Here is a 20,878-nt window from a genome sequence, read left to right as displayed (position 1 = left end):
AGGGGTCTGAGTCCTGATTCGCCAGCAGTATCCTCAAAGTGATGGGTTCCCTCTGTGAGATATTGCTACAGTCGGGGTGGTTACTGAGCAGTTCGATGATAACTGTTCACTGATTTAATTTTGACTCTGTTTTATTTGCAAGGATTAAAAATAATAAATTGTCGGTTTCGTAATTAATATGAAACATGTATCCTCTAACGGTGAAGCAGCTAGACTGGAAGCCCTCCACCAATATCAAATTCTGGACACTGAACCGGAAGAAGCTTACGACAATTTGGCTCGGTTAGCAGCCTTCATTTGTGATGCTCCCATTGTTTTGGTGAATTTCATTGACGAAAATCGTCAGTGGTTTAAGGCCAAACTAGGTATAGATGTACCAGAAATGCCCCGGAATGTGGGATTATCTTACCTGTGCCAGGAGCAACGTCAGGTTGTGGTGGTTCCTGATACGTTAGCTGATGAAAAATTGGCGCAAAATCCGGTAGTGACATCCTACCCTTATGTGCGTTTTTATGTGGGTGTGCCCTTAATTACACCCAAGGGTGATATGCTGGGAACTCTCTGTGTAATTGACAGAGTGCCACGGGAACTCAGCCAAAAACAAATAGAGTCCGTTGTCGCTTTAAGTCGCTTGGTGATTGATCAACTAGAACTGAGGCTGAATGTAGTAGAGATTTCTCGGATTACTGGGGAATTAATGACGCATGAGCAAGCAGTAAGGACGGCGGCGGAAGTATCAAGAAATCGCATTACGAAGATTCTCGAAAGAATTACTGATGCTTTTTTCGCGTTAGATCGCGAATGGCGATTCACCTACGTTAATAGTCAAGCAGAACGGGTGTTGCAGAAAACTCAGCATGAGTTATTGGGTAATAGTATTTGGGAAGTGTTTCCAGAAATAATTGGTACAAAATCCTATAGTGAGTTTCACAGGGCGATCGCCAAACAAATGAGTGTGGAATTTGCAGAATATTATCCATCAAGCGATCGCTGGTGGGAAATTCACGCCTATCCAGCCACAGAAGGATTATCTGTTTATCTGCAAGATATTACTGATCGCCAGTGTGCAGAGGCAGAATTAAAACGGCAAAATAAGCGATCGCAATTATTCGCCCAAATCACCTTAAAAATTCGGGAATCATTACAACTGGAAGAAATCCTCCAAACTACAGTTACAGAAGTGCAAAAACTTCTGCAAGCTGATCGAGTCTTGATTTTTCAACTCTGGGCTGATGGTTCGGGAAAAGTGGTGCAAGAGGCGGTACAGCCTGGTTGGCCAGTAGTTCTAGGACAAAACATTCTTGACCACTGTTTTCAGCAAAACTACTTAGAGAAATATCGTCAGGGCAGAGTCAGTGCGATCGCAGATGTTACCGATGCCAATATCCAAGGTTGTTATCGAAAATTTCTCCAGCAGTTTGGTGTCAAAGCTAACTTAGTAGTGCCCATTCTCATGCGAGATAGCATTTGGGGCTTATTGATCGCCCATCAGTGTGCCTCCCCTCGACAATGGACAAGCTTTGAGTTGGAGTTATTGCAACAGTTAGCTAACCAAATTGGCATTGCTTTATCCCAGGCACAACTGTTGGAACGTGAAACTCGCCAACGCCAAGAACTCGCCCGTTCTAACGCCGAGTTAGAACAGTTTGCTTACGTGGCTTCCCATGACTTACAGGAACCATTGCGGATGGTGACTAGTTATTTACAGCTACTAGAGCGGAGGTATAAAAATCAGCTAGATGCCAACGCCGATGAATTCATTGGCTACGCCGTAGACGGGGCGCGGCGGATGCAGAGACTAATCAGCGATTTGTTGAACTATTCCCGCGTCAGTACCCGTGGACAACCCTTTGTATTGGTTGATTGTCAGACTGTTTTAGCAAAGGCGATCGCTAATCTCCAAGTAGCAATCAAAGAAAGTGGTGCAGTAATCACCCATGACTCCTTACCCCAAGTAAGAGCTGATACTACCCAAATGCTGCAAGTGTTTCAAAACTTCATCAGTAACGCCATCAAATTTAGTCGGGAAGAACCACCCAAAATTCATATCGGCGCGGTGAAGAGAACAGTCACCCCAGATGAAAAACATACAAATCTCAACCTGACAGAAACCGAATGGTTATTCTCAGTGCGCGATAATGGAATTGGTTTAGAAACTCAATATGCGGAACGCATCTTTGTGATTTTTCAGCGCTTACATGGTAGAAGTAAGTATCCAGGTACTGGTATTGGTCTAGCAATTTGCAAGAAAATTATCGAACGTCATCACGGTAGTATCTGGGTTGAGTCGGAACCGGGTCAAGGCTCGATTTTTTACTTTACAATTCCAGATAAAGCAGGATAGCAATCGTGAATACTAGAGCAGCGATTATGCCTATTGAGGTTTTGTTAGTAGAAGACAATCCTGGCGATGCCCTGCTCACAAGGATCGCCCTTGAAGATAGCAAAATTTCAATTCACCTGAACGTAGTCGAAGATGGGGTAGAGGCTATGGCATTCTTGCGAAAACAAGAACAATATACCGCAGCTGCCCATCCCGATATTGTGCTGTTGGATTTGAACCTGCCTAGGAAAGATGGGCGAGAAGTATTGGCAGAAATTAAAGCCGATGAAAATCTCCGGCGAATTCCCGTTGTTGTCTTGACGACTTCCCACGCTGAAGAAGACGTGCTGAAAGCCTATAACTTATGTGCCAACTGCTACATAACTAAGCCAGTTGACTTCGATCAATTTGTGAAAATTGTGCGCTCTATAGAAAACTTTTGGTTTGCCATTGTCAAGCTGCCACCGGAGTAATCAACATGGCAGGAGAAAATATTAAAGTTTTATTAGTAGAAGACAATCCTGGTGATGTTCTGTTATTACAAGAGTTTTTAAGGGATGTCACCACAGTCACGGTGGAGTTGATACCCACTCAGCGGCTAGATGAAGCACTTAACTATCTAGTTAACCAAAGCTTTGATTTGATTTTGTTAGACCTTTCATTGCCAGATAGCCAGGGGTTAGACACCTTTGTGAGAACCCATCATCAAGCAAAAGCAATTCCTATTATCGTCTTAACGGGTATGGACGATGAAACCTTGGCTTTGCGAGCCATGCAAGCAGGAGCGCAGGATTATTTAGTCAAAGGGCAAGTGACAGGTGATTTGCTGGTACGTTCAATGCGTTATGCGATCGAGCGTCAACGGGGAGAGGTGGCACTGCGACGTAGTGAGGAACGATTCCGGGTAGCTTTAAAAAACTCACCCATCTTTGTCTTTAACCAAAACGAGGAATTACGTTATACCTGGGTATATAACCCCGGTTTTGGCTTGAAGGCTGAAGAAATGTTAGGCAAACAAGACTGGGAACTGATTTCGGCTGAAGATGCCCAACGTCTAACGGTAATTAAACTGGGAGTGTTGACTACTGGTGTCGGTACACGAGATGAATTATCGATTACAACTGCACAAGGAAATCGCTATTATGATTTAACTGTAGAGCCATTGCGAAATGAGTCACAAGCAGTGGTAGGTATAACCTGTGCTTGTATTGATATTAGCGATCGCCAAGCCGCACTACGCGATCGCAAATTAGCTGAAGAAAAAATCCGCGAACAAGCAGCATTACTAGATTTCACCACCGATGCCATTCTGGTGCGAGATTTACAAAATCGCATCCTCTTCTGGAATAAAGCGGCGGAAACTCTCTACGGTTGGCAGATGGGGGAAGCTATAGGCAGCAATGCCAGCGATCTTTTATATGATGAACACATTCCCCAGGAAGTGGAAACCGCCTTTGTGACTGTCCTCAACAAGGGTAAATGGCAGGGTGAGTTAGCTAAAGTTACCAAAACTGGTAAGGAAATTTTAGTTGCTAGTCGCTGGAGTCTAGTACGTGACGAACAAGGACACCCCAAATCAATTCTCACCGTTGACACAGATATTACTGAGAAGAAACGCCTAGAAGCACAATTGTTTCGCGCTCAACGCCTGGAAAGCATCGGAACTCTGGCTAGTGGCATTGCTCACGACCTGAACAATATCCTCACCCCGATTTTAGCAGGAGCGCAGCTACTACCCCTAAAATTCCCCGATGCAGATGAGCGGACTATGCATCTATTGGAAATTCTGGAAATCAACGCTAAACGCGGCGCTGATTTAGTCAAACAGGTGTTGTCGTTTGCACGGGGTGTGGAAGGAAAGCGGATCAATTTACAAATCAGACACCTAATTGTCGAAGTTAGCAAAGTCCTCAAAGAAACATTTCCCAAATCCATCCAAGTCTACACCGATGTATCGCAAAACTTATGGATGGTTTCTGGAGATGGGACTCAACTCCATCAAGTACTGATGAATCTCTGCGTCAATGCTCGTGATGCTATGCCCTATGGCGGTACATTGCGGATGTCTGCGAAAAATCTGTTTATTGACGAAAATTATGCCCGGATGAACTTAGAAGCTAAAGTTGGGCATTATATAATGATTACTGTCTCTGATACCGGCGTGGGGATTCCCAACGAAATATTAGATAGAATTTTCGAGCCATTCTTCACGACAAAGGAAGTCGGACAAGGTACAGGGTTAGGACTTTCTACTATCATTGGCATTGTCAAAAGCCACGGTGGTTTTGTGAATGTGTATAGTGAAGTGGGAGTAGGAACTCAATTTAAGGTGTACTTACCAGCCGTCGAAGGCATGGAGACGCTGACTATAGAAGATTTAACTGTGTTTACAGGACATGGAGAACTGATTTTGGTGGTGGATGATGAACCCGCCATTCAAGATATTACTAAAACTTCTCTAGAAACACATAACTACAAAGCCCTGATCGCTAGTGATGGGATTGAAGCGATCGCACTTTATGCGACAAATATGAATCAAATCAGCGTCGTCCTCATGGATATGATGTTGCCTAACCTCGATGGTTTAACCGCTATCCGTACCTTAAAGAAAATCAATCCCAAGGTAAAAATTATTGCCAGCAGCGGACTAATGTCGAGTGACAAGCTGGAAGCGATCGCCGAAAGTGGTGTGACTACCCTTTTAGCAAAGCCTTACACCATTAATGAATTATTGCTAACCTTGCAAAAGGTAATTAATTAAGGCTTGCTGTCAAAAGTTCATTTCGCTCAGTTTGAATACTGTAAGTAGGTGGGCGTAAATAATTATCGTTGGGATAAAGAAGGAGACAGTGTTTCGGCTACGCTCAACAACCAGCCAGAATACAGGAGGAAAGAGGGTTTTAGCTTTGTTTACTTTTCGCTGGTCAAAAAATATCGAATTTATTAGTTTAAATCACGGTAAAGCTATTATAGCTTTATATTTTCTTTGCAAAATGTAGATAATTCTTTATTCTTATAATACAAAATTGGAAATATTACCTGCTAAATTCTATTGATGCTTATCGAAACTGCACTACCATAAATTTCGTAAGTTCTCTGCCTATTCTAGAAAATTTATTGACTAATTCGTGGATAGATTTGATGTATCCTTAGCAATCTATTATAGGACTCCTATTTGATTTTTGAACTATACGTAGGGGAGCCACCCTCGTGCGCGGGTTTCCCGCGTTGAGAGGAGTGGCGTTGGGCAATGCCCACCAAACCCTGGATGTGGTGGGCATTGCCCTACCTACTACTTAAATATGTTCAACAATCAAACCGAATTTCTATATCATTCGGGACTACCTATAAAAACACAAGAGTTTCAAGACTTAATTCACATTAAAGTCTGATTTAATTTTGTAATCACTATGGTTGCATTTTAACCAATTATTAAGTCATTCATTATTTTTATAAAAACAGAATGAAAATAGTAGCTACGAAAGATTTATATCAACTTTCATCGATGCAGCAAGGAATGCTGTTTAACAATCTAGTTGCTCAAAATTCGGGAGTGGATATTGAGCAGATGATCTGTTTAGTAGATGAAAAAATTGATGTTTTGGCATTTCAACAAGCATGGCAGACAGTTGTAGCCCGACACGCAGTTTTGAGAACTAGTTTTGATTGGGAAAGTGAACGAGAACCTCAACAACGTGTGCATCGAAACGTCATCATTCCCCTGGAACAGCAAGATTGGTGTGACCTGTCTGACACAGAACAATCAACTAAATTGCAAGCCTATCTGCAAAGCGATCGCCGGCGTGGTTTTCAGCTAAATGATGCGCCATTGATGCGCCTAGCATTATTTCGCTTGCAAGAATCCGTCTACCAATTTATTTGGACTTTTCACCATGCCTTGCTAGATGGTCGTTCTTTGTCAGTCATCATCAAGGAATTATTCACCCTTTATGACGCTTTCTGCGAAGGAAAAGACTTACAACTTCCACAACCACATCCTTATCAAGATCATATCGCCTGGCTACATCAACAGGATTGGAATAAGGCTGAAAGTTTTTGGCGGGACTTGCTCAAAGGCTTGACTGCACCCACACCTTTATTAGTAGACTCAGTTCCTCGTGAGCAAGGCAGTTTTGGCGAACAAGCAATCCGACTCTCAGAAAAAACTACGGCGATGTTGCAGTCTTTAGCACAACAACATCAACTCACGCTGAATACCTTAGTACAAGGTGCTTGGGCTTTATTGCTCAGTCGTTACAGTGGTGAAACAGATGTTGTCTTTGGTGCAACCAGAGCCTGTCGTCATTCCTCCGTAGCTGGTGCGGAATCGATGGTAGGACTGTTGATCAATACCTTGCCAGTTCGAGTTAGCGTTTCCGGGGAAAAACCGCTGCTGACTTGGCTGAGAGAATTGCGATCGCAGTGGTTGGCTTTGCGAGACTACGAACATACACCCCTAGTCAAAATTCAACGCTGGAGTGATGTCCCCGGCGGAACTTCCTTATTTGATAGCATCCTGGTATTTGAAAACTATGAACTGAATTCAGCTTTACGTTCTCAGGGTGGGAGATGGCAAAACCTGGAATTCCAGTTAGAAGAACAAACTAACTTTCCTCTGACATTGGTTGGTTATGCAGAGTCAGAACTGTTATTGAAACTCAAATACGACCAAAAAAAATTCGCCGATGCTAAAATCCGGCGGATGCTGGGACATCTTCAGACTTTGTTGTCCAGTATGGCAACTAATCCTTGGCAGTATTTAGGAGAATTGCCACTATTGACGACAGATGAAAAACATCAAATGTTGATCGAGTGGAATCATACACAAGCAGATTTTGCAGAGCAACTTTGTATTCATCAACTCTTTGAGGCTCAAGTAGAGCAAACACCCGACGCTATAGCCGTTGTTTGTGGAGAGGAACAACTAACCTATAAAGATTTGAACTGTAGAGCTAATCAGTTAGCCCATCACTTGCAGCAACTGGGTGTCAAACCAGGGGTGTTAGTCGCTGTATATTTAGAGCGATCGCTAGAAATGATTCCGGCTGTCCTAGGGATTTTGAAAGCTGGAGGTGCATACGTGCCACTAGAACCCAGTTTCCCCAAAGCACGCATTCAATTACTGCTGTCTTCTGGGCAAATTAACTGTCTAGTCACCCAAACTTGCCTTTTACCCAGTATTTATGAGCTAGAACTGATCGCACTGCAACACCTAATCTGTTTAGATCAATCCGCACATACTCAATCTGTTCAGCAAGTTGGACATCAGCAGGTGTGGAATCGTGCCTATCTAGATTTACTGCCCACAAAAAATTTACCAAAATCTGCTAATTCAAATGATATTGCCTATGTGATTTTTACCTCTGGCTCTACAGGTACACCAAAGGGGGTTGTAGTTCGTCATCAACCAGTGATCAACCTGATTGAGTGGGTGAACAAAACATTCAATGTTAATGCTGACGACAGAGTTTTATTTATCACATCCTTGTGTTTTGACCTGTCAGTCTATGACATTTTCGGACTTTTAGCTGCAGGTGGTTCGATTCGGGTTGTCGCTAGTCATGATGTCCGAGATCCAGAAGCTTTGTTGGACATTCTTTGTCATGAGCCAATCACATTCTGGGATTCTGCGCCGCCTGCACTGCAACAACTGGCTACTTTTTTCCCAATGGTTCACGAAAGTAATTGCCATCCCCAATTGCGGCTAGTATTTATGAGTGGTGATTGGATACCTGTGCCACTCGCAGATTTACTGAAAACCACCTTCCCAGGGGTCGAGGTAATTAGTTTGGGTGGAGCAACGGAAGCCACAGTTTGGTCTAATTATTATCCCATTGGCAAAGTCGAGCCGTATTGGAAGAGTATTCCTTATGGCAAACCCATCCAAAACGCCGAATATTATATTCTTGATGCTTACCTCAATCCCTGCCCAATTGGTGTTTCTGGGGAATTGCATATTGGTGGAGAATGTTTAGCCTCTGGCTATTTAAATCAACCCGAACTCACAGCCCAAAAATTTATCCCCAATCCCTTTAGCGACAAGAGAGAAGCACGACTATATAAGACAGGAGACTTAGCCCGCTATCTCAGTGATGGTAATATTGAATTCCTCGGTCGGATTGACCATCAGGTGAAGATTCGCGGTTTCCGCATCGAGTTGGGAGAAATTGAGAGTGTACTCACACAACACAACTGTGTACAGGAAACTGTAGTGATAGCCAGAGAGGATGAGCCAGGAAATAAGCGATTGGTGGCGTATGTCGTGGTAAATGGTGAATCTACACCGACGATGAATGAATTGCGGCGGTTTCTCCAAGAGAAATTGCCAGAGTATATGATTCCATCTGCTTTTGTAGCGATCGCCCACATCCCACTGACTCCCAATGGTAAGGTAGACCGCCGCGCTTTGCCCATACCCAACCAAACCCGATCAGAATTAGAAAAAGCCTTTGTTGCGCCTAAGAACACCGTAGAAATTGAGTTAGCGCAAATTTGGTCAGCGGTTTTAGGTATTGAGTCAATTGGCATCAGCGATCATTTCTTTGATTTGGGCGGAAATTCGCTACTAGCGGTAAAATTATTTACACAAATCGAAAAGAAATTTGGTCAAAAACTTCCCCTAGCGACCTTGTTTCAAGCTCCCACAATAGAACAGTTAGCTAGCATTCTCAGCCAATCTCACCAATCAGCTTCTTGGTCTTCTCTGGTGACAATTCAGCCAAGTAGCAATGCCAAACGTCCTTTATTCTTGATCCATGCCCTGGGAGGTAATGTTATTGGCTACCAAACTCTAGTCCGTTACCTAGGTTCAGAACAACCAGTGTATGGGTTACAAGCACAAGGACTTGATGGTAAACAAGCTCCCCACACTAGAGTTGAAGATATGGCATCTCACTACATCCAAGAAATTCGCACTGTTCAACCGCACGGCCCCTATATGTTGGGTGGTTTCTCTAGTGGCGGGACAGTTGCTTTTGAAATGGCGCGTCAGTTAGTTGCCCAAGGCGATCGCGTGGCTTTACTAGCCATGTTTGATACATATAGCCCCAGTTTGTATATCAATCATCCTTCCCTAGTACGGACACTTTATGTCTACTTACTGACTTTCTTGCGACTGCGATCGCCAGATAGATGGAACTATTTTTTCGCCAAAGTAGATTGGTTTAAATCCATGTTAACCGGGAAACCAAGCAGCAAATTCGACTTGTGGAATGAACACTCTTTTGCTGAAGATGCCAACCCTTACAACATGGTATTAATAGAAGCTCTCAAGCAAGCCACAATGGCAGATTATTTACCACAACCCTACGCCGGTAAAGTAACATTATTTACTACCAAAGAAGTGTTGAGATGGTGTCAGTTCCAACCCTGTAGAGGCTGGAATGGCATGGCTAAAAAAGGAGTGGAGATTCACGAAGTTCCTGGTACACATCTAGGTATGCTGGGAGAACCAAGTGTGCAGACTTTAGCCGAAAAATTAATTGTTTGCTTAGAACAGGCACAAGGGTAATTCATGAATTACCCCTACGGAATAATGGGCTTCTCAATTTCCTGTTCGCTTTTTTGATGACAGATGCCCCCAAACTAAGGCATTTTCTTGTTAAATTGATTTTGAATTAAATTCTTAATCCATTGCCATCTAGCCAGAATAAAAACAGAAGATCCAGTCAAAATTGCCATGATTGTACTCCAATTCTCAACAATCCACTGCCAATTTTGACTGAACCAATAGTTGGGATTAACTGCGACTTTGATACTGCGATCCAAAACTTCTAGCTGTATTGATTCTTCTGTTTGATTCGGAATTTTAATGCGGGCGGAAACAATCAGAGAAAGTGTTTGTTCACCTTGATCAGTAGGAGTTACACTCCACCGCCATTCAGTTACTTGTCCTTTTAATAAAACCTGATTTTCTTTAGTTATAGGTTTGATAGTAAAGTTCTGCCCTGTTAGGTTAGCTTCCATAAAGTCGCTTACTTTAATGGGAGCAGTTTGGGGATTTCCACTAAGTCCTGCTTTCAGATCGTTCTGCAAGTCATCGCTGATACGCGCTTTCACTAATTCATCCTTTTCAACCTGCATTTCTTGAGGAACAGTAAAGGCAATTTGCCCAGGTCTAAGTTTTTTAGCAGCCAGTTCTAGAAGATTAGTATAGTCATTAGGCTGAGAACTAGGAGATATAGAAGGTATTTTCGCAGGACTAGATTGCGTATTATCAAACTGATGAGATTTTATTGATATTAGAACTAGGGCAATAAAAATACAAAGCAAAATAAAAATTCCATAAATTCTTGCGGTTCTACCTCTACTTTTTTCTCCTCTGAAAACTACCCATTGAGGATTAATTAAACCAATAATAAATACTAAGAGAGATAAAATAAGTAAGAACCAGATTACAGTATCCATAATATTTATTTTTACTTAGTATTTAGTATTGCTTAAATATTTTGGGTTATTTTATCATATTTAGTCAGAGCAAAAGTTAGTCACTTTTATTGACCTCACGCAGTATTGAGTATAGCGATCGCTAATTCAACTAATAAACACTTACATTAAGAGTATAGTTTAATACTCCATTACCACTACTTGCCTGAGTCACATCGATACCGGGCCCCCTAAATTCCAAATTTACTGAAGATGATGCAGGAGAATAACGGGCAGCAATTTTCACTGTGTGTTCTCCCACAGAGAGATAGGGCGATAGATTAATATAGGTTCTCTTGGCACGAATTTGTTTAATAACTTTGCCATTGAAGATGATCTTACCTTCTAATTGAGAGCCTGAAGTATTAATGCTGAGGATGTGTGGACGACTCAGATTTTCTGCACTGAGACTAATAGCACTTTCTTGGTAATCAGATGAACTGCGAGAATTTCGGATATTAATGGCTGTGATGCTATTCATGTCACTTTGATTATTAGGGATAAAACTCTGCACTACATCTGCGTTCCCTGCAACTATGAAAGCTGCACAGACTGCAAAAAACAGTGAAATTTTCATAACTATTCAGGTAATCGATAAAATCTTATTTTGTCAGCGGAATGTTCTTGAGTCGGTCAATGACCAACCCGAGAACATTTTCTCAGTTGTCAGCTATTAGCTAGAGAGCTTAACTTTTAGTTTGGGCTTGAGCTACCGCTATGGCTTCATTGGCTTTAACCATAGCTTTAGTTATTGCTTGCACAGAACCAGCATCTGCTTCGGCGTGAGCAGCAGCCTCACCCATGAAAGATACTGCTTCAGATACTGCCGTAGCTACTTGGGCGTTATCCCCTTTCTGTGCTGAACTTTGCGCTCTAGCCATCGATTGTTGGGCCTGTTGAAGCCTCGGTAAGACGATATATCTGTACTCTGGTCGAACTTTTACTGGTACGCTCTTTGCCACTGTTTCAACTACACTGACTGTCCGATTCAATACCTTCACCGCAACAGCAACGGCAATAGCTACTGATATCTTCTCTTGTGTGATAACGAACTCGGAGTTACCCGAGGCATCCCCATTGATTAACTCTTTGTTATTAGATGAGAATGAGAATGCCTGACCGGAGAAAATTACCAGCAAGCCCATCACTAAAGCAGTTACTTTACTAAAGCGATCGTTTTTCATCTTGCTCATCTCCTGATTCAAAAACTGAGAGGGTGCGCCCATCTTTTCTGAACTCAGGGGTTCCGCGCACCCTCTCCCAGCCTCCTATGAAAATAAAGCCTACTAGATTGAATTGTGTTGACAGAAGTCGCTCTTCAATCCAACTATCTCTTCATCTTAAAATACGTTAATGAATACGGTTCGGTTAAGGGGAAAAGGGGAAAGGTTTAAATTCACCTCTTATACCAATTCTCTAAAATTCGGCAACAAATTCAAACTTAGAAACCTAGATTCTGTTCCATTAATTTTGATGGTCATGTGTGTTTGTAGTAAGGACTTTAGTCCTTGATTTTTTCAGCACTAAAGTGCTTACTACAAACCTCTCAAAACTTTTGTGACAGACCACTAGATTCTGTTCAACTTTCGTAATGACGAATTGATATTACCCTTTTCCCAGACGACAACGGAGGTTAATCGAACCGTATAGTCACTGATGAACCTTATTGAGCACTGCTTGTAGCAATAGCAGTTGCGTTACCCACAGCAGTTTTTGCACTGGCTAGTGATTTCGCAATAGCTGGTTTGCCAGGACCACTAACAGCATCGGATTGCGCTATGGCCAAAGCATCACCAAGAACTGTTTCTGCTTCGGATAGCGATGTAGCAACTGCTTTTTTGTCACTTATAGCGGTTGAACCAGAAAGGGCAGTAGCATTCCCAAGCAAAGATGTGGCTTTAGCAATCGACTCAGCCAAAGCGCTTTTCCTCGGTCCACCGATAGCGTCTGATTGAGCAGCAGCGTAGGCGTTCCCTAATGCAGTTTCTGCAACGGCTACCGATTTTGAGAACACTGGTACGTCTCTTAGAGGACCTCGATGACGAATTGGACGACGTTGAGCAACAAGGATCTCGGAGTTACCCAATTTAGTTGCATGGGTTATTTCTCCAATTTTATATGTACTTGCAAATGCTGTACCTGAGAAAGCGAAGAGTGATCCTATCGCTACAGCAGCAACTTTGTGGAAAATTGTGTTTTTCATAACTTTTAGCCATTAAGAGTTAAACTCTTGCTTTTGGGCTTTTGTAACTTGCTTAATTATTTCGGTAATAAAACTTTTTCATCCCTAAATACCTAACAACTTTTTGGATAAAAAATCAGGTAATTCACCTTAGTTACTATTCAAGTTATATGAGCCTCTATTCATAGTTTACTCAGGGTAAATAGATATGATTGCAAATAGCTCAAAACTTAATATTCAAATAAAATTATGGAAGTAGGTTGGATAATGTTTTTGCATTTATTCATAAAATATGGCTATAGCAATTCTCGGTTAAATGAGGTACACCAGTAAGGGCACGGTACTGCCGTGCCCCGACATCTGGCGATATAATTTTGTACCGCATCTGAATGGGAACCCGTCCAAATGAAGAGTGCTGAGTTCCGAGTGCTGAGTGCTGAGTTAAAAAGACCACCCACGTCCCTTGCGTGTCTCCGACAGGAGAGGGGTGGGGTATCAACCAACTCCTGTATTAAAAGATTCCGCTTAACATCGGGCGGGGCATTTACCAAGTGCAAAAGTACTGAGTACCCGTTAATTTACTCAGCACTCAGGACTCAGCACTCAGTACTGAGTATGGTAAATGGCTCCTAAATTTATTTATGAAAAAAGGTAAAAAGATTTTTCAAAAGCGATCGCTCCCCTATTCCCCAGAACTCTGTCACTAAGACAACGGTGGACTGTATGGCACTACCTGATTAATCCAACCTAGAATTTGTAACCCTGGTGCAGACAGGGTTTGCCCGTCAAATTTAGCTGTGTAGGTAGCTCCTGCTTGGTCAGTACCGTAACGACCATTCAAGGCAAAGGGGCCAAAGCCGACGGTTCCTGAGCCGGAGGCAGCCATTTGAGCGATCGCCTGATCCTTTTTACCCCAAGTACCGCGAATCTCTAAATCACGAATCGCAATAAATGCCGTGGGCAGCAGCGGAAATAAGCCGGGATTATTGTCAATGCGTCCTGTAGATAAGCTTCCTGCTTCTTGGGATGCTAATTTCCAGCCCTTCAATTTCAACAACGACATCGTCAACCAAGGTCGGCGAATCGCCACTCGACAAAATCGGAAGGATATCTGCAAATCGCTCGTTTCCTGGTCTAAGCTGTCATCCTTAATTTGCAAATACCGCTTGAGTGTTTCGTAATTCAAAGGTGCTTGCTTTAGGGGTGGGCGGATTTTTATTGGCGGACGATTAGGCTCTAAAGTCAGAGAGTTGACAGCTAATCTGCTTTCTAGATTCTCCACATTGGGCAGATTTGGTAATTTCGTTTTGATGATCCCACCTGCTCTGACAACCTCTAGATCAACTGGAGAAAGCCGCTGGAGTTTGCCCCAAGCTGATTGCACAGCGGCTTCTAAATTACCAGCAATTTTGTCCCACTCTTGTTTTTGGGTGGGATTAGACAGGTCATATTGAAACCGATTTGCGTTCAGGTTAGCGACAGCATTATCATAAACTTCCTGCGCTGCTAGATAGTCTAACTGTGGCTGCGAGTTGGTTGGCAGACTATTCACCACGTCAATACTGGGCAATTTTACTCGAGATTGGATTTGCGATCGCACAGCCGGATCTGCAGGCAAAGTCCGTTGGAATCGCTTGATCTGTTCTGAATCGATTTTAGTAACTGTCTTAGCTGATACTTTCCATACCCCAGATGCGGCTTGCTTCGTTCCACCTGCTTGATTGAAAGCAGAATTATTTGTTGTTTTCAAATCAGCAGAACGAATCGTCACCTTTGCCCAGGATTTCGAGGCTTCTGCATCATACCAATTACCCGGCGTTGCATAAGAAGGATGGAAACTTAATCCCGGATCAATTGAACTAGCTAATTGTGAAAAATCGAAGGTCTTTCTAGCATTCAAAAAAACGCTCTTCAGTGGATTTGGTTCTCCATTCGGTAGTGGATCAATAGTTATGAGTAACAACAGATTGTTGTACATTTCCTCTACCGTAATACCCGAATCCAAATAAGTAGCTGAAAGTACCGGAATCGCATTGACTAAATTGGCAAAAAACTCAGTAGCCAGAGGTGAACCTTGTAAATTTTGTGGCGACCAAGGATTACTAAATTGGCTAGGATCAAGCTGTTGTCCAGGCCATTCTAAGCTGAGAAATAGGCTTTCTGGCTGATTGGCGGCAGGTAAACCCGGTGACGGCGGCTGGGTATAGGCAGCGAAAATAGTATCATAAATTGCCCTAATCAGAGCAGCTTGATCAATTGGCATAACTATATAACTCCTTCTATAGTAAATAAATATTGTGTAGGGTGGGCAATGCCCACCCTACATATTCAAAAATCAAATATTAGTCCTATATATCCTCATTTTTGTGTTATTTTTTCCGTCTAAGCGTGAGACAAAAAAGCATTTATATACAAGGTATAACATCCCCAAAATAATCTTTTTTGTGCTGAGGCATTTTTGCAAAAGTGTATTTTTACAGTCCACATCCGGGAGGTGAAAAAGGCGTGATTGTGTTAATCCATCCCATGATTTGGATTCCTAGAGTAGTGATAGTTTCACCAGCAAATGTAGATTTGAAGCCTCCAGATTGAGCATTAGTATTTTGACAACTGAGCAAGAACGGGCCAAATTCTGTTGTTGCAGCGTTGCTTGTGACTAACTTGATGCGCTGCATATCTTGTTCACCCCAGTTAGCTGTGATTTGCAAGTTGCGGATGGCAATAAAAGATTGAGGTATGAGTGGTAATAGGCTATTTTCCTGCTCGGTTTTCGTGCCGTTAGAATAAGCACCCGCTGTCAGGTTTTTCACACTCCAGTCTGGCAAACTGAATAAATCATACCGTAGCCAAGGACGCTCAATTTTTACCAGGATATATTCAAACTGGATGCTGAGATTTTGGGTGGTGGCGTCGATTGTATACCTTTGTTCAGATTCATTTTGTTGGATTGACCAAAGATCAACCGCGTCGTCTTTGAGGTTAAACTCAACTTGAGTGCGATCGCTCTGAATCTGTGTTTGTGAAGTTTCAGCATAAAAAGATACTTTGACCCAATCTTGACTAAAATCACACCAATTTGACGGGATGGCGTAACTTGCAGCAAACAAGTTGCCATCAGATGTAGGATCAGGTCTTTGGTAGCCAATAAATTGTTGATTTGCATCTTTGAACACTCGCGCCAGTTGAGAACCAGCCGCTTGTTCTAGAGTCAGAAGCGCATCTTCCACACGAGTTGCTTCCGCCGCCTGAAAATTATTCCAAGCAATATCCACAAAAGTCCGGTATGATATCCCCACTAAAGGCCATCTCTGCCGTCCTTCAGGAGTTTTCATATATTCAAGATATTGGGCCTGATAATCTGCCGATGCTTTCACATAATTTGCTTTCGCTTGCTTATAGTTTCGATAGGCGATTGAATCAACTTTTCTTGTCACCTTCTTATGTGTGACTTCATCGGTGACAATTACCTCTTTGAATAAGAAATTCTCTGCTTCCTTATAAGCATGTCTTTCCTCAGCGGTTGGATTTTGAGGAACAACTTGTGCATGGAGAATTTGCTGATAGATATTAGAGATTAGATGACCGTTAAGCTGATGGATTTCTGCCAAGGCAGGTGCTTGGTTGACTAAATCAGAAAAACGTTTAGTCGCTAAATCATCACTATTTTTGTTACCTGGACTCCAGAGATTTTGGTAATCTGTAGGGTCTATCGGCAAACCTGGCTTTTGCAGAGTGAGAAAGCATTTCTCCAGTCCTATTTGTGACGGAACTCCTGGGGCTTTGGTTGTCACAGGAGAGAACAATAAATCATACACCGCCTGCATGATTTCGGCTTCATTAATTGCCATACTTTTATCAGTTATCAGTTATCAGTTATTAGTTATTAGTTATCAGTTATCAATTGCACCCGACTAAGTATCTGTAGGGTGGGCAGTGCCCACCAAACCCTGGATGTGGTGGGCACTGCCCAACGCCACTCCTCTCAACGCGGGAAACCCGCGCACGAGGGTGGCTCCCCTACGTATAGTTCAAAAATCAAATAGGAGTCCTATATTCACTCTTCACTGATTATTGATGGGGATTTACTGATAACTGTTAACTGTTACTTCGACTACGCTCAGTACAAGTCACTGATAACTGATTACGCACTAGGTGGGCAGAACGGCACAATGGTATTAATCCAACCAATGATTTGTAGTGATGGAACCAAGATTTCACCCGTAGCTGCGTTAAACTTCGTAGTGGAACTGCTGGAACTAGAACCACCACCACCACCGATAGAGAAAGGCCCAATACCAACGGATGCAGAACCACTAGTAGCCTTTTTGATGATTTCTATGTCGTTCTTGCTCCAATTAGCTTTGACAGTCAAATCGCGAGTCACAATGAACGCTTGGGGAATCAACGGTAGACTGCCTACGTTGTTGTTTCTTGTACCGTTGGAGAATTTGCCAGGGGGAATCTGTCCTAAATTCCAACCGGGTAAATCCAAGAGGAGTTGAGTCAGCCAAGGACGATCAAACGTCACTAGGGAGTATTTGAAGCTGACACTCAAATTGCTGGCTTCAACACTGCGAGATTCGCGAGAACTAGAGGTACTACCACTACCACCGATGGAGAAAATCCCAAAACTGAAGCTAGCACCGCCACCAACGCGACTAAAATCAGAGTCTTGCTTAACTACTACGCTGCTGGACGAGAATGATCTAGTAGGCCAATCTCGTGCAGCAGTGGAAGAAGCCCAATCGGAGGGCATTGCACGACTTCTCAAGTCTACATTGCCAACTTCCAATTCTTTCGCTTCTCTATCGTAGGTATCAAACATTTGTTTGGCGACAGCAAATGCTTTACCAACTTGGTTGCGAGAAGAGAATTCAATGGTTGCTTGTGCATCTTCTACCTTAGTTGCTTCTCCGCTGCGCCAAGCGTTATAAGCAATTTCCACAGGTGTTCTAGCTGCTGAACCAACCAGAGGCCAACTGGCTCTACCTGCCGGTGTTGACATAGCCTCAAAGTAGGCTTGGTAATATTTAGCTAGGGTTAAAGAGTAGGCTGTCAGGTTAGCTTCGTAATCTCTGACGAGCTTCGATTTGACTCTGTCTAGTTCACCCGTTTCTTCATCCTTAGTCTCGGTGGTTAAGACTTTAAGAGCCTCATCATATTCTTTTTGTGCTTTGGGATCTACGGGTTTTGGTGTAATTTGAGCATTCAGGATAGTGCGATAGACATCAGAGATGCGGACACCACTGACGGTATGCATCGGCTGGAGTACAGGCGCTTCGTTTGCTAGTCTGGCAAAGTTGATCGTTGCAGTTTTACTACCACTAGAATTTCCTGGAGACCAAGGATCTTTGTAATCTGCAGAATTTAGCCGCCGTCCGCCTTTTTCAAAAGTCATAAAGACTTTTTTGCGATCGTAAATAGGTTTTTCTCCAGGAGGAGCTTCAGTTAATCCACTAAATATTCCATCATAAATAGACTGGACAAATTTTTGTTGTTGCTCATTGTTCATGGGAAAGTTTCTCCGTCTTTTATTGAATTTGGAAATCAATCCATGAATTCAATGTGCAATAAAATTCTAGATAACGGCAGTACCCGCCAGGGTGATAAGTAACTTGGCGTAAATAATTGTTGCTGGGATAAGGCAATAGGATTTAAAGGAACTGGGAAATAGGGATGGGGATTGGGTTTTAAAAAGAAAAATTATGGAAGAGGATCTGAAGACAAAGCACCCCAAATAGATGAAGAGTGGGAGGATTAGTTGTTTTGGAAAATGGCGATGCCCGCTACAGGCGATCGCCTATATTCATAGTTACCGGTAGCGATCGCCCGATTTTATCGAACTTCTGCCATATTCCATTAAGGCGATCGCCTATATTCATAGTTACCGGTAGCGATCGCCTGATTTTATCGAACTTCTGCCATATTCCATTAAGGCGATCGCCTATATTCATAGTTACCGGTAGCGATCGCCTGCTGCTACATTTTTGGGTGCAACTGCTTCCAGGCGATTCAACTCTTGTTCAGTCAGGATAATTTCGGTAGCTGCAATATTCTCCTCCAAGTAAGTGCGGCGTTTTGTACCAGGAATTGGCACAATATCTTCTCCTTGAGCCAAAAGCCATTGATCATTTTTCTTTGTTGACAGTTGACAGTCAACAGTGAATGGTTTACACAATAAAATATGCAACTTAAATGCCGCAGTCGCTTACCACCGTCTTTTCTGCTTGAGTTTGGTGTCAACCACTAGGTGTTTTTGAGCAAGGAGCAAATTTTGTGCCTCAAAACCATTACCTGACTAGCTTTGAACTCTATTCCACTATCAAAGATGTTGACACCAAATCTGAAACCCTTACTGCAAATGCTTTTGAGCTTATTTCCCACTCGGACACCTTGACAACCCAACCTCCCGAAAGCTATCTTATGTCCAGGTTGACGAAACTGCACCTTGAAAACCGAATATACCAAGCCTTCTGGATGCTGGCGGTTGCAATTAACTTAAATCCCTATTAGGGATTGAAACTGGGAGAAGTACATCAAGGTTGCTTGCAAAAGTTGTCCTTAGTTGCAATTAACTTAAATCCCTATTAGGGATTGAAACTGAGGCAGCTGTAGAAACAGATTTAACATACAGGTGTTGCAATTAACTTAAATCCCTATTAGGGATTGAAACTAAATAGATAGCAGTGACAAGAGAATTTATCTTATTACGTTGCAATTAACTTAAATCCCTATTAGGGATTGAAACAAGAACTGCTTGAAGACCTTGTTTTCTGGAAGGAGGTTGCAATTAACTTAAATCCCTATTAGGGATTGAAACTTCCATCATAAATCTTAACCTGCTAATAGAAGGGTTGCAATTAACTTAAATCCCTATTAGGGATTGAAACCTTTAAAATCTTCTGTGATTTCGCCTTGCTCTGCGAGGTTGCAATTAACTTAAATCCCTATTAGGGATTGAAACAGTACAACTGCTAAGAAGAAAGTTTGCAAGCCAGGGGTTGCAATTAACTTAAATCCCTATTAGGGATTGAAACCGTTGCTACCAGACTTGGGTTGAACCTTGAGTATTGTTGCAATTAACTTAAATCCCTATTAGGGATTGAAACTTTTTTCCTTGCCATAATCTCCCAGACTTCCTCGTTGCAATTAACTTAAATCCCTATTAGGGATTGAAACATGTCATCTGTGGCTAGCTTTAAAGATGTGTTGCAAAGTTGCAATTAACTTAAATCCCTATTAGGGATTGAAACTTTGGTACTGATATCCCATGTTACTCATTAGCATGTTGCAATTAACTTAAATCCCTATTAGGGATTGAAACGCGTACACAGAATGTTTTTAAATACCTTAAGGTTGCAATTAACTTAAATCCCTATTAGGGATTGAAACTTCTAGTGCAAATCGATAGCTCACAAAGCTACGGGTTGCAATTAACTTAAATCCCTATTAGGGATTGAAACCATTTTGGTAGTGAAAAGAAGGGGATGCAGGCAGGGGAGTTGCAATTAACTTAAATCCCTATTAGGGATTGAAACAGGCAAAACATATTCACAGAATAAATCTGGAATGGAAGCTAAGTTGCAATTAACTTAAATCCCTATTAGGGATTGAAACGCGCTTGGATAAGCTGGGCGAAAGAGCAGGAAAATCGTTGCAATTAACTTAAATCCCTATTAGGGATTGAAACCAACCAAAAAAAGAGCCATCAATACTGCACGCACTGAGTTGCAATTAACTTAAATCCCTATTAGGGATTGAAACCCCGCATATTCGCCCTGGGCACCGCTGGGCTGATAGTTGCAATTAACTTAAATCCCTATTAGGGATTGAAACTGATGGTGGTTTTCATGAGCTGCGAGAGCAATACTGTTGCAATTAACTTAAATCCCTATTAGGGATTGAAACCCCGCTTGGCACTGCTCCGCTAGTGGCAGCTGCGTTGCAAT

At 42.4% G+C, this 20,878-nt stretch carries 13 protein-coding genes and 1 CRISPR repeat array (1 of these 14 only partly in view); of the genes, 4 read left to right on the top strand and 9 right to left on the bottom strand.

The window, feature by feature from the left end; genetic code table 11:
* Positions 1 to 178: 178 nt before the first annotated feature.
* From CAL7507_RS28095 to CAL7507_RS28080, 4 genes are all read left to right on the top strand, one after another.
* The gene (locus CAL7507_RS28095; protein ID WP_015131876.1) at positions 179 to 2,344 is read left to right on the top strand and encodes a GAF domain-containing protein; all 2,166 of its coding nucleotides are present in this window, start codon (positions 179 to 181) and stop codon (positions 2,342 to 2,344) included.
* Between the two features lie 26 nt (positions 2,345 to 2,370).
* Positions 2,371 to 2,796, top strand: a complete 426-nt coding sequence (locus CAL7507_RS28090; protein ID WP_369750952.1) for a response regulator — start codon at positions 2,371 to 2,373, stop codon at positions 2,794 to 2,796.
* Between the two features lie 5 nt (positions 2,797 to 2,801).
* Positions 2,802 to 5,084 (top strand): response regulator, encoded by a 2,283-nt coding sequence (locus CAL7507_RS28085; RefSeq protein ID WP_015131874.1) that lies wholly within the window; start codon positions 2,802 to 2,804, stop codon positions 5,082 to 5,084.
* Between the two features lie 702 nt (positions 5,085 to 5,786).
* Positions 5,787 to 9,833, top strand: coding sequence for an amino acid adenylation domain-containing protein (locus tag CAL7507_RS28080; RefSeq protein WP_015131873.1), 4,047 nt, complete (start codon positions 5,787 to 5,789; stop codon positions 9,831 to 9,833).
* A gap of 74 nt (positions 9,834 to 9,907) precedes the next feature.
* Here the strand turns inward: CAL7507_RS28080 and CAL7507_RS28075 are convergent, their stop codons facing one another.
* The 9 genes from CAL7507_RS28075 to CAL7507_RS28040 form a co-directional block, all read right to left on the bottom strand.
* On the bottom strand, positions 9,908 to 10,729 hold the full coding sequence (locus CAL7507_RS28075) for a hypothetical protein (RefSeq protein ID WP_015131872.1): 822 nt from the start codon (positions 10,727 to 10,729) through the stop codon (positions 9,908 to 9,910).
* 130 nt (positions 10,730 to 10,859) lie between these two features.
* Positions 10,860 to 11,324 (bottom strand): hypothetical protein, encoded by a 465-nt coding sequence (locus tag CAL7507_RS28070; RefSeq protein ID WP_015131871.1) that lies wholly within the window; start codon positions 11,322 to 11,324, stop codon positions 10,860 to 10,862.
* A gap of 109 nt (positions 11,325 to 11,433) precedes the next feature.
* The gene (locus tag CAL7507_RS28065) at positions 11,434 to 11,973 is read right to left on the bottom strand and encodes a hypothetical protein (RefSeq protein WP_236556827.1); all 540 of its coding nucleotides are present in this window, start codon (positions 11,971 to 11,973) and stop codon (positions 11,434 to 11,436) included.
* Between the two features lie 437 nt (positions 11,974 to 12,410).
* On the bottom strand, positions 12,411 to 12,950 hold the full coding sequence (locus CAL7507_RS28060) for a hypothetical protein (RefSeq protein WP_015131869.1): 540 nt from the start codon (positions 12,948 to 12,950) through the stop codon (positions 12,411 to 12,413).
* A 682-nt stretch (positions 12,951 to 13,632) separates the two neighbouring features.
* Complete coding sequence (locus CAL7507_RS28055) at positions 13,633 to 15,192, bottom strand: hypothetical protein (RefSeq protein WP_015131868.1); 1,560 nt, start codon at positions 15,190 to 15,192, stop codon at positions 13,633 to 13,635.
* 211 nt (positions 15,193 to 15,403) lie between these two features.
* On the bottom strand, positions 15,404 to 16,777 hold the full coding sequence (locus CAL7507_RS28050; RefSeq protein ID WP_015131867.1) for a hypothetical protein: 1,374 nt from the start codon (positions 16,775 to 16,777) through the stop codon (positions 15,404 to 15,406).
* Positions 16,778 to 17,070: 293 nt separating this feature from the next.
* Positions 17,071 to 18,441: a hypothetical protein gene (locus CAL7507_RS28045; protein ID WP_015131866.1), complete on the bottom strand. Its 1,371-nt coding sequence runs from the start codon at positions 18,439 to 18,441 to the stop codon at positions 17,071 to 17,073.
* A gap of 274 nt (positions 18,442 to 18,715) precedes the next feature.
* Complete coding sequence (locus CAL7507_RS32525) at positions 18,716 to 18,883, bottom strand: hypothetical protein (protein ID WP_160166369.1); 168 nt, start codon at positions 18,881 to 18,883, stop codon at positions 18,716 to 18,718.
* 2 nt (positions 18,884 to 18,885) lie between these two features.
* A complete protein-coding gene (locus tag CAL7507_RS28040) occupies positions 18,886 to 19,047 on the bottom strand; it encodes a hypothetical protein (protein WP_236556825.1) in 162 nt (53 codons plus the stop codon).
* Between the two features lie 368 nt (positions 19,048 to 19,415).
* Positions 19,416 to 20,878: a CRISPR direct-repeat array (repeat unit 37 nt; unit sequence GTTGCAATTAACTTAAATCCCTATTAGGGATTGAAAC); it runs 1,565 nt beyond the window's last position.

The sequence above is a fragment of the Calothrix sp. PCC 7507 genome (assembly GCF_000316575.1).
Classification (GTDB): domain Bacteria; phylum Cyanobacteriota; class Cyanobacteriia; order Cyanobacteriales; family Nostocaceae; genus Fortiea.
Note: the sequence above shows the minus strand (reverse complement) of the source record. Positions and strands in the feature narration are given on the sequence as shown.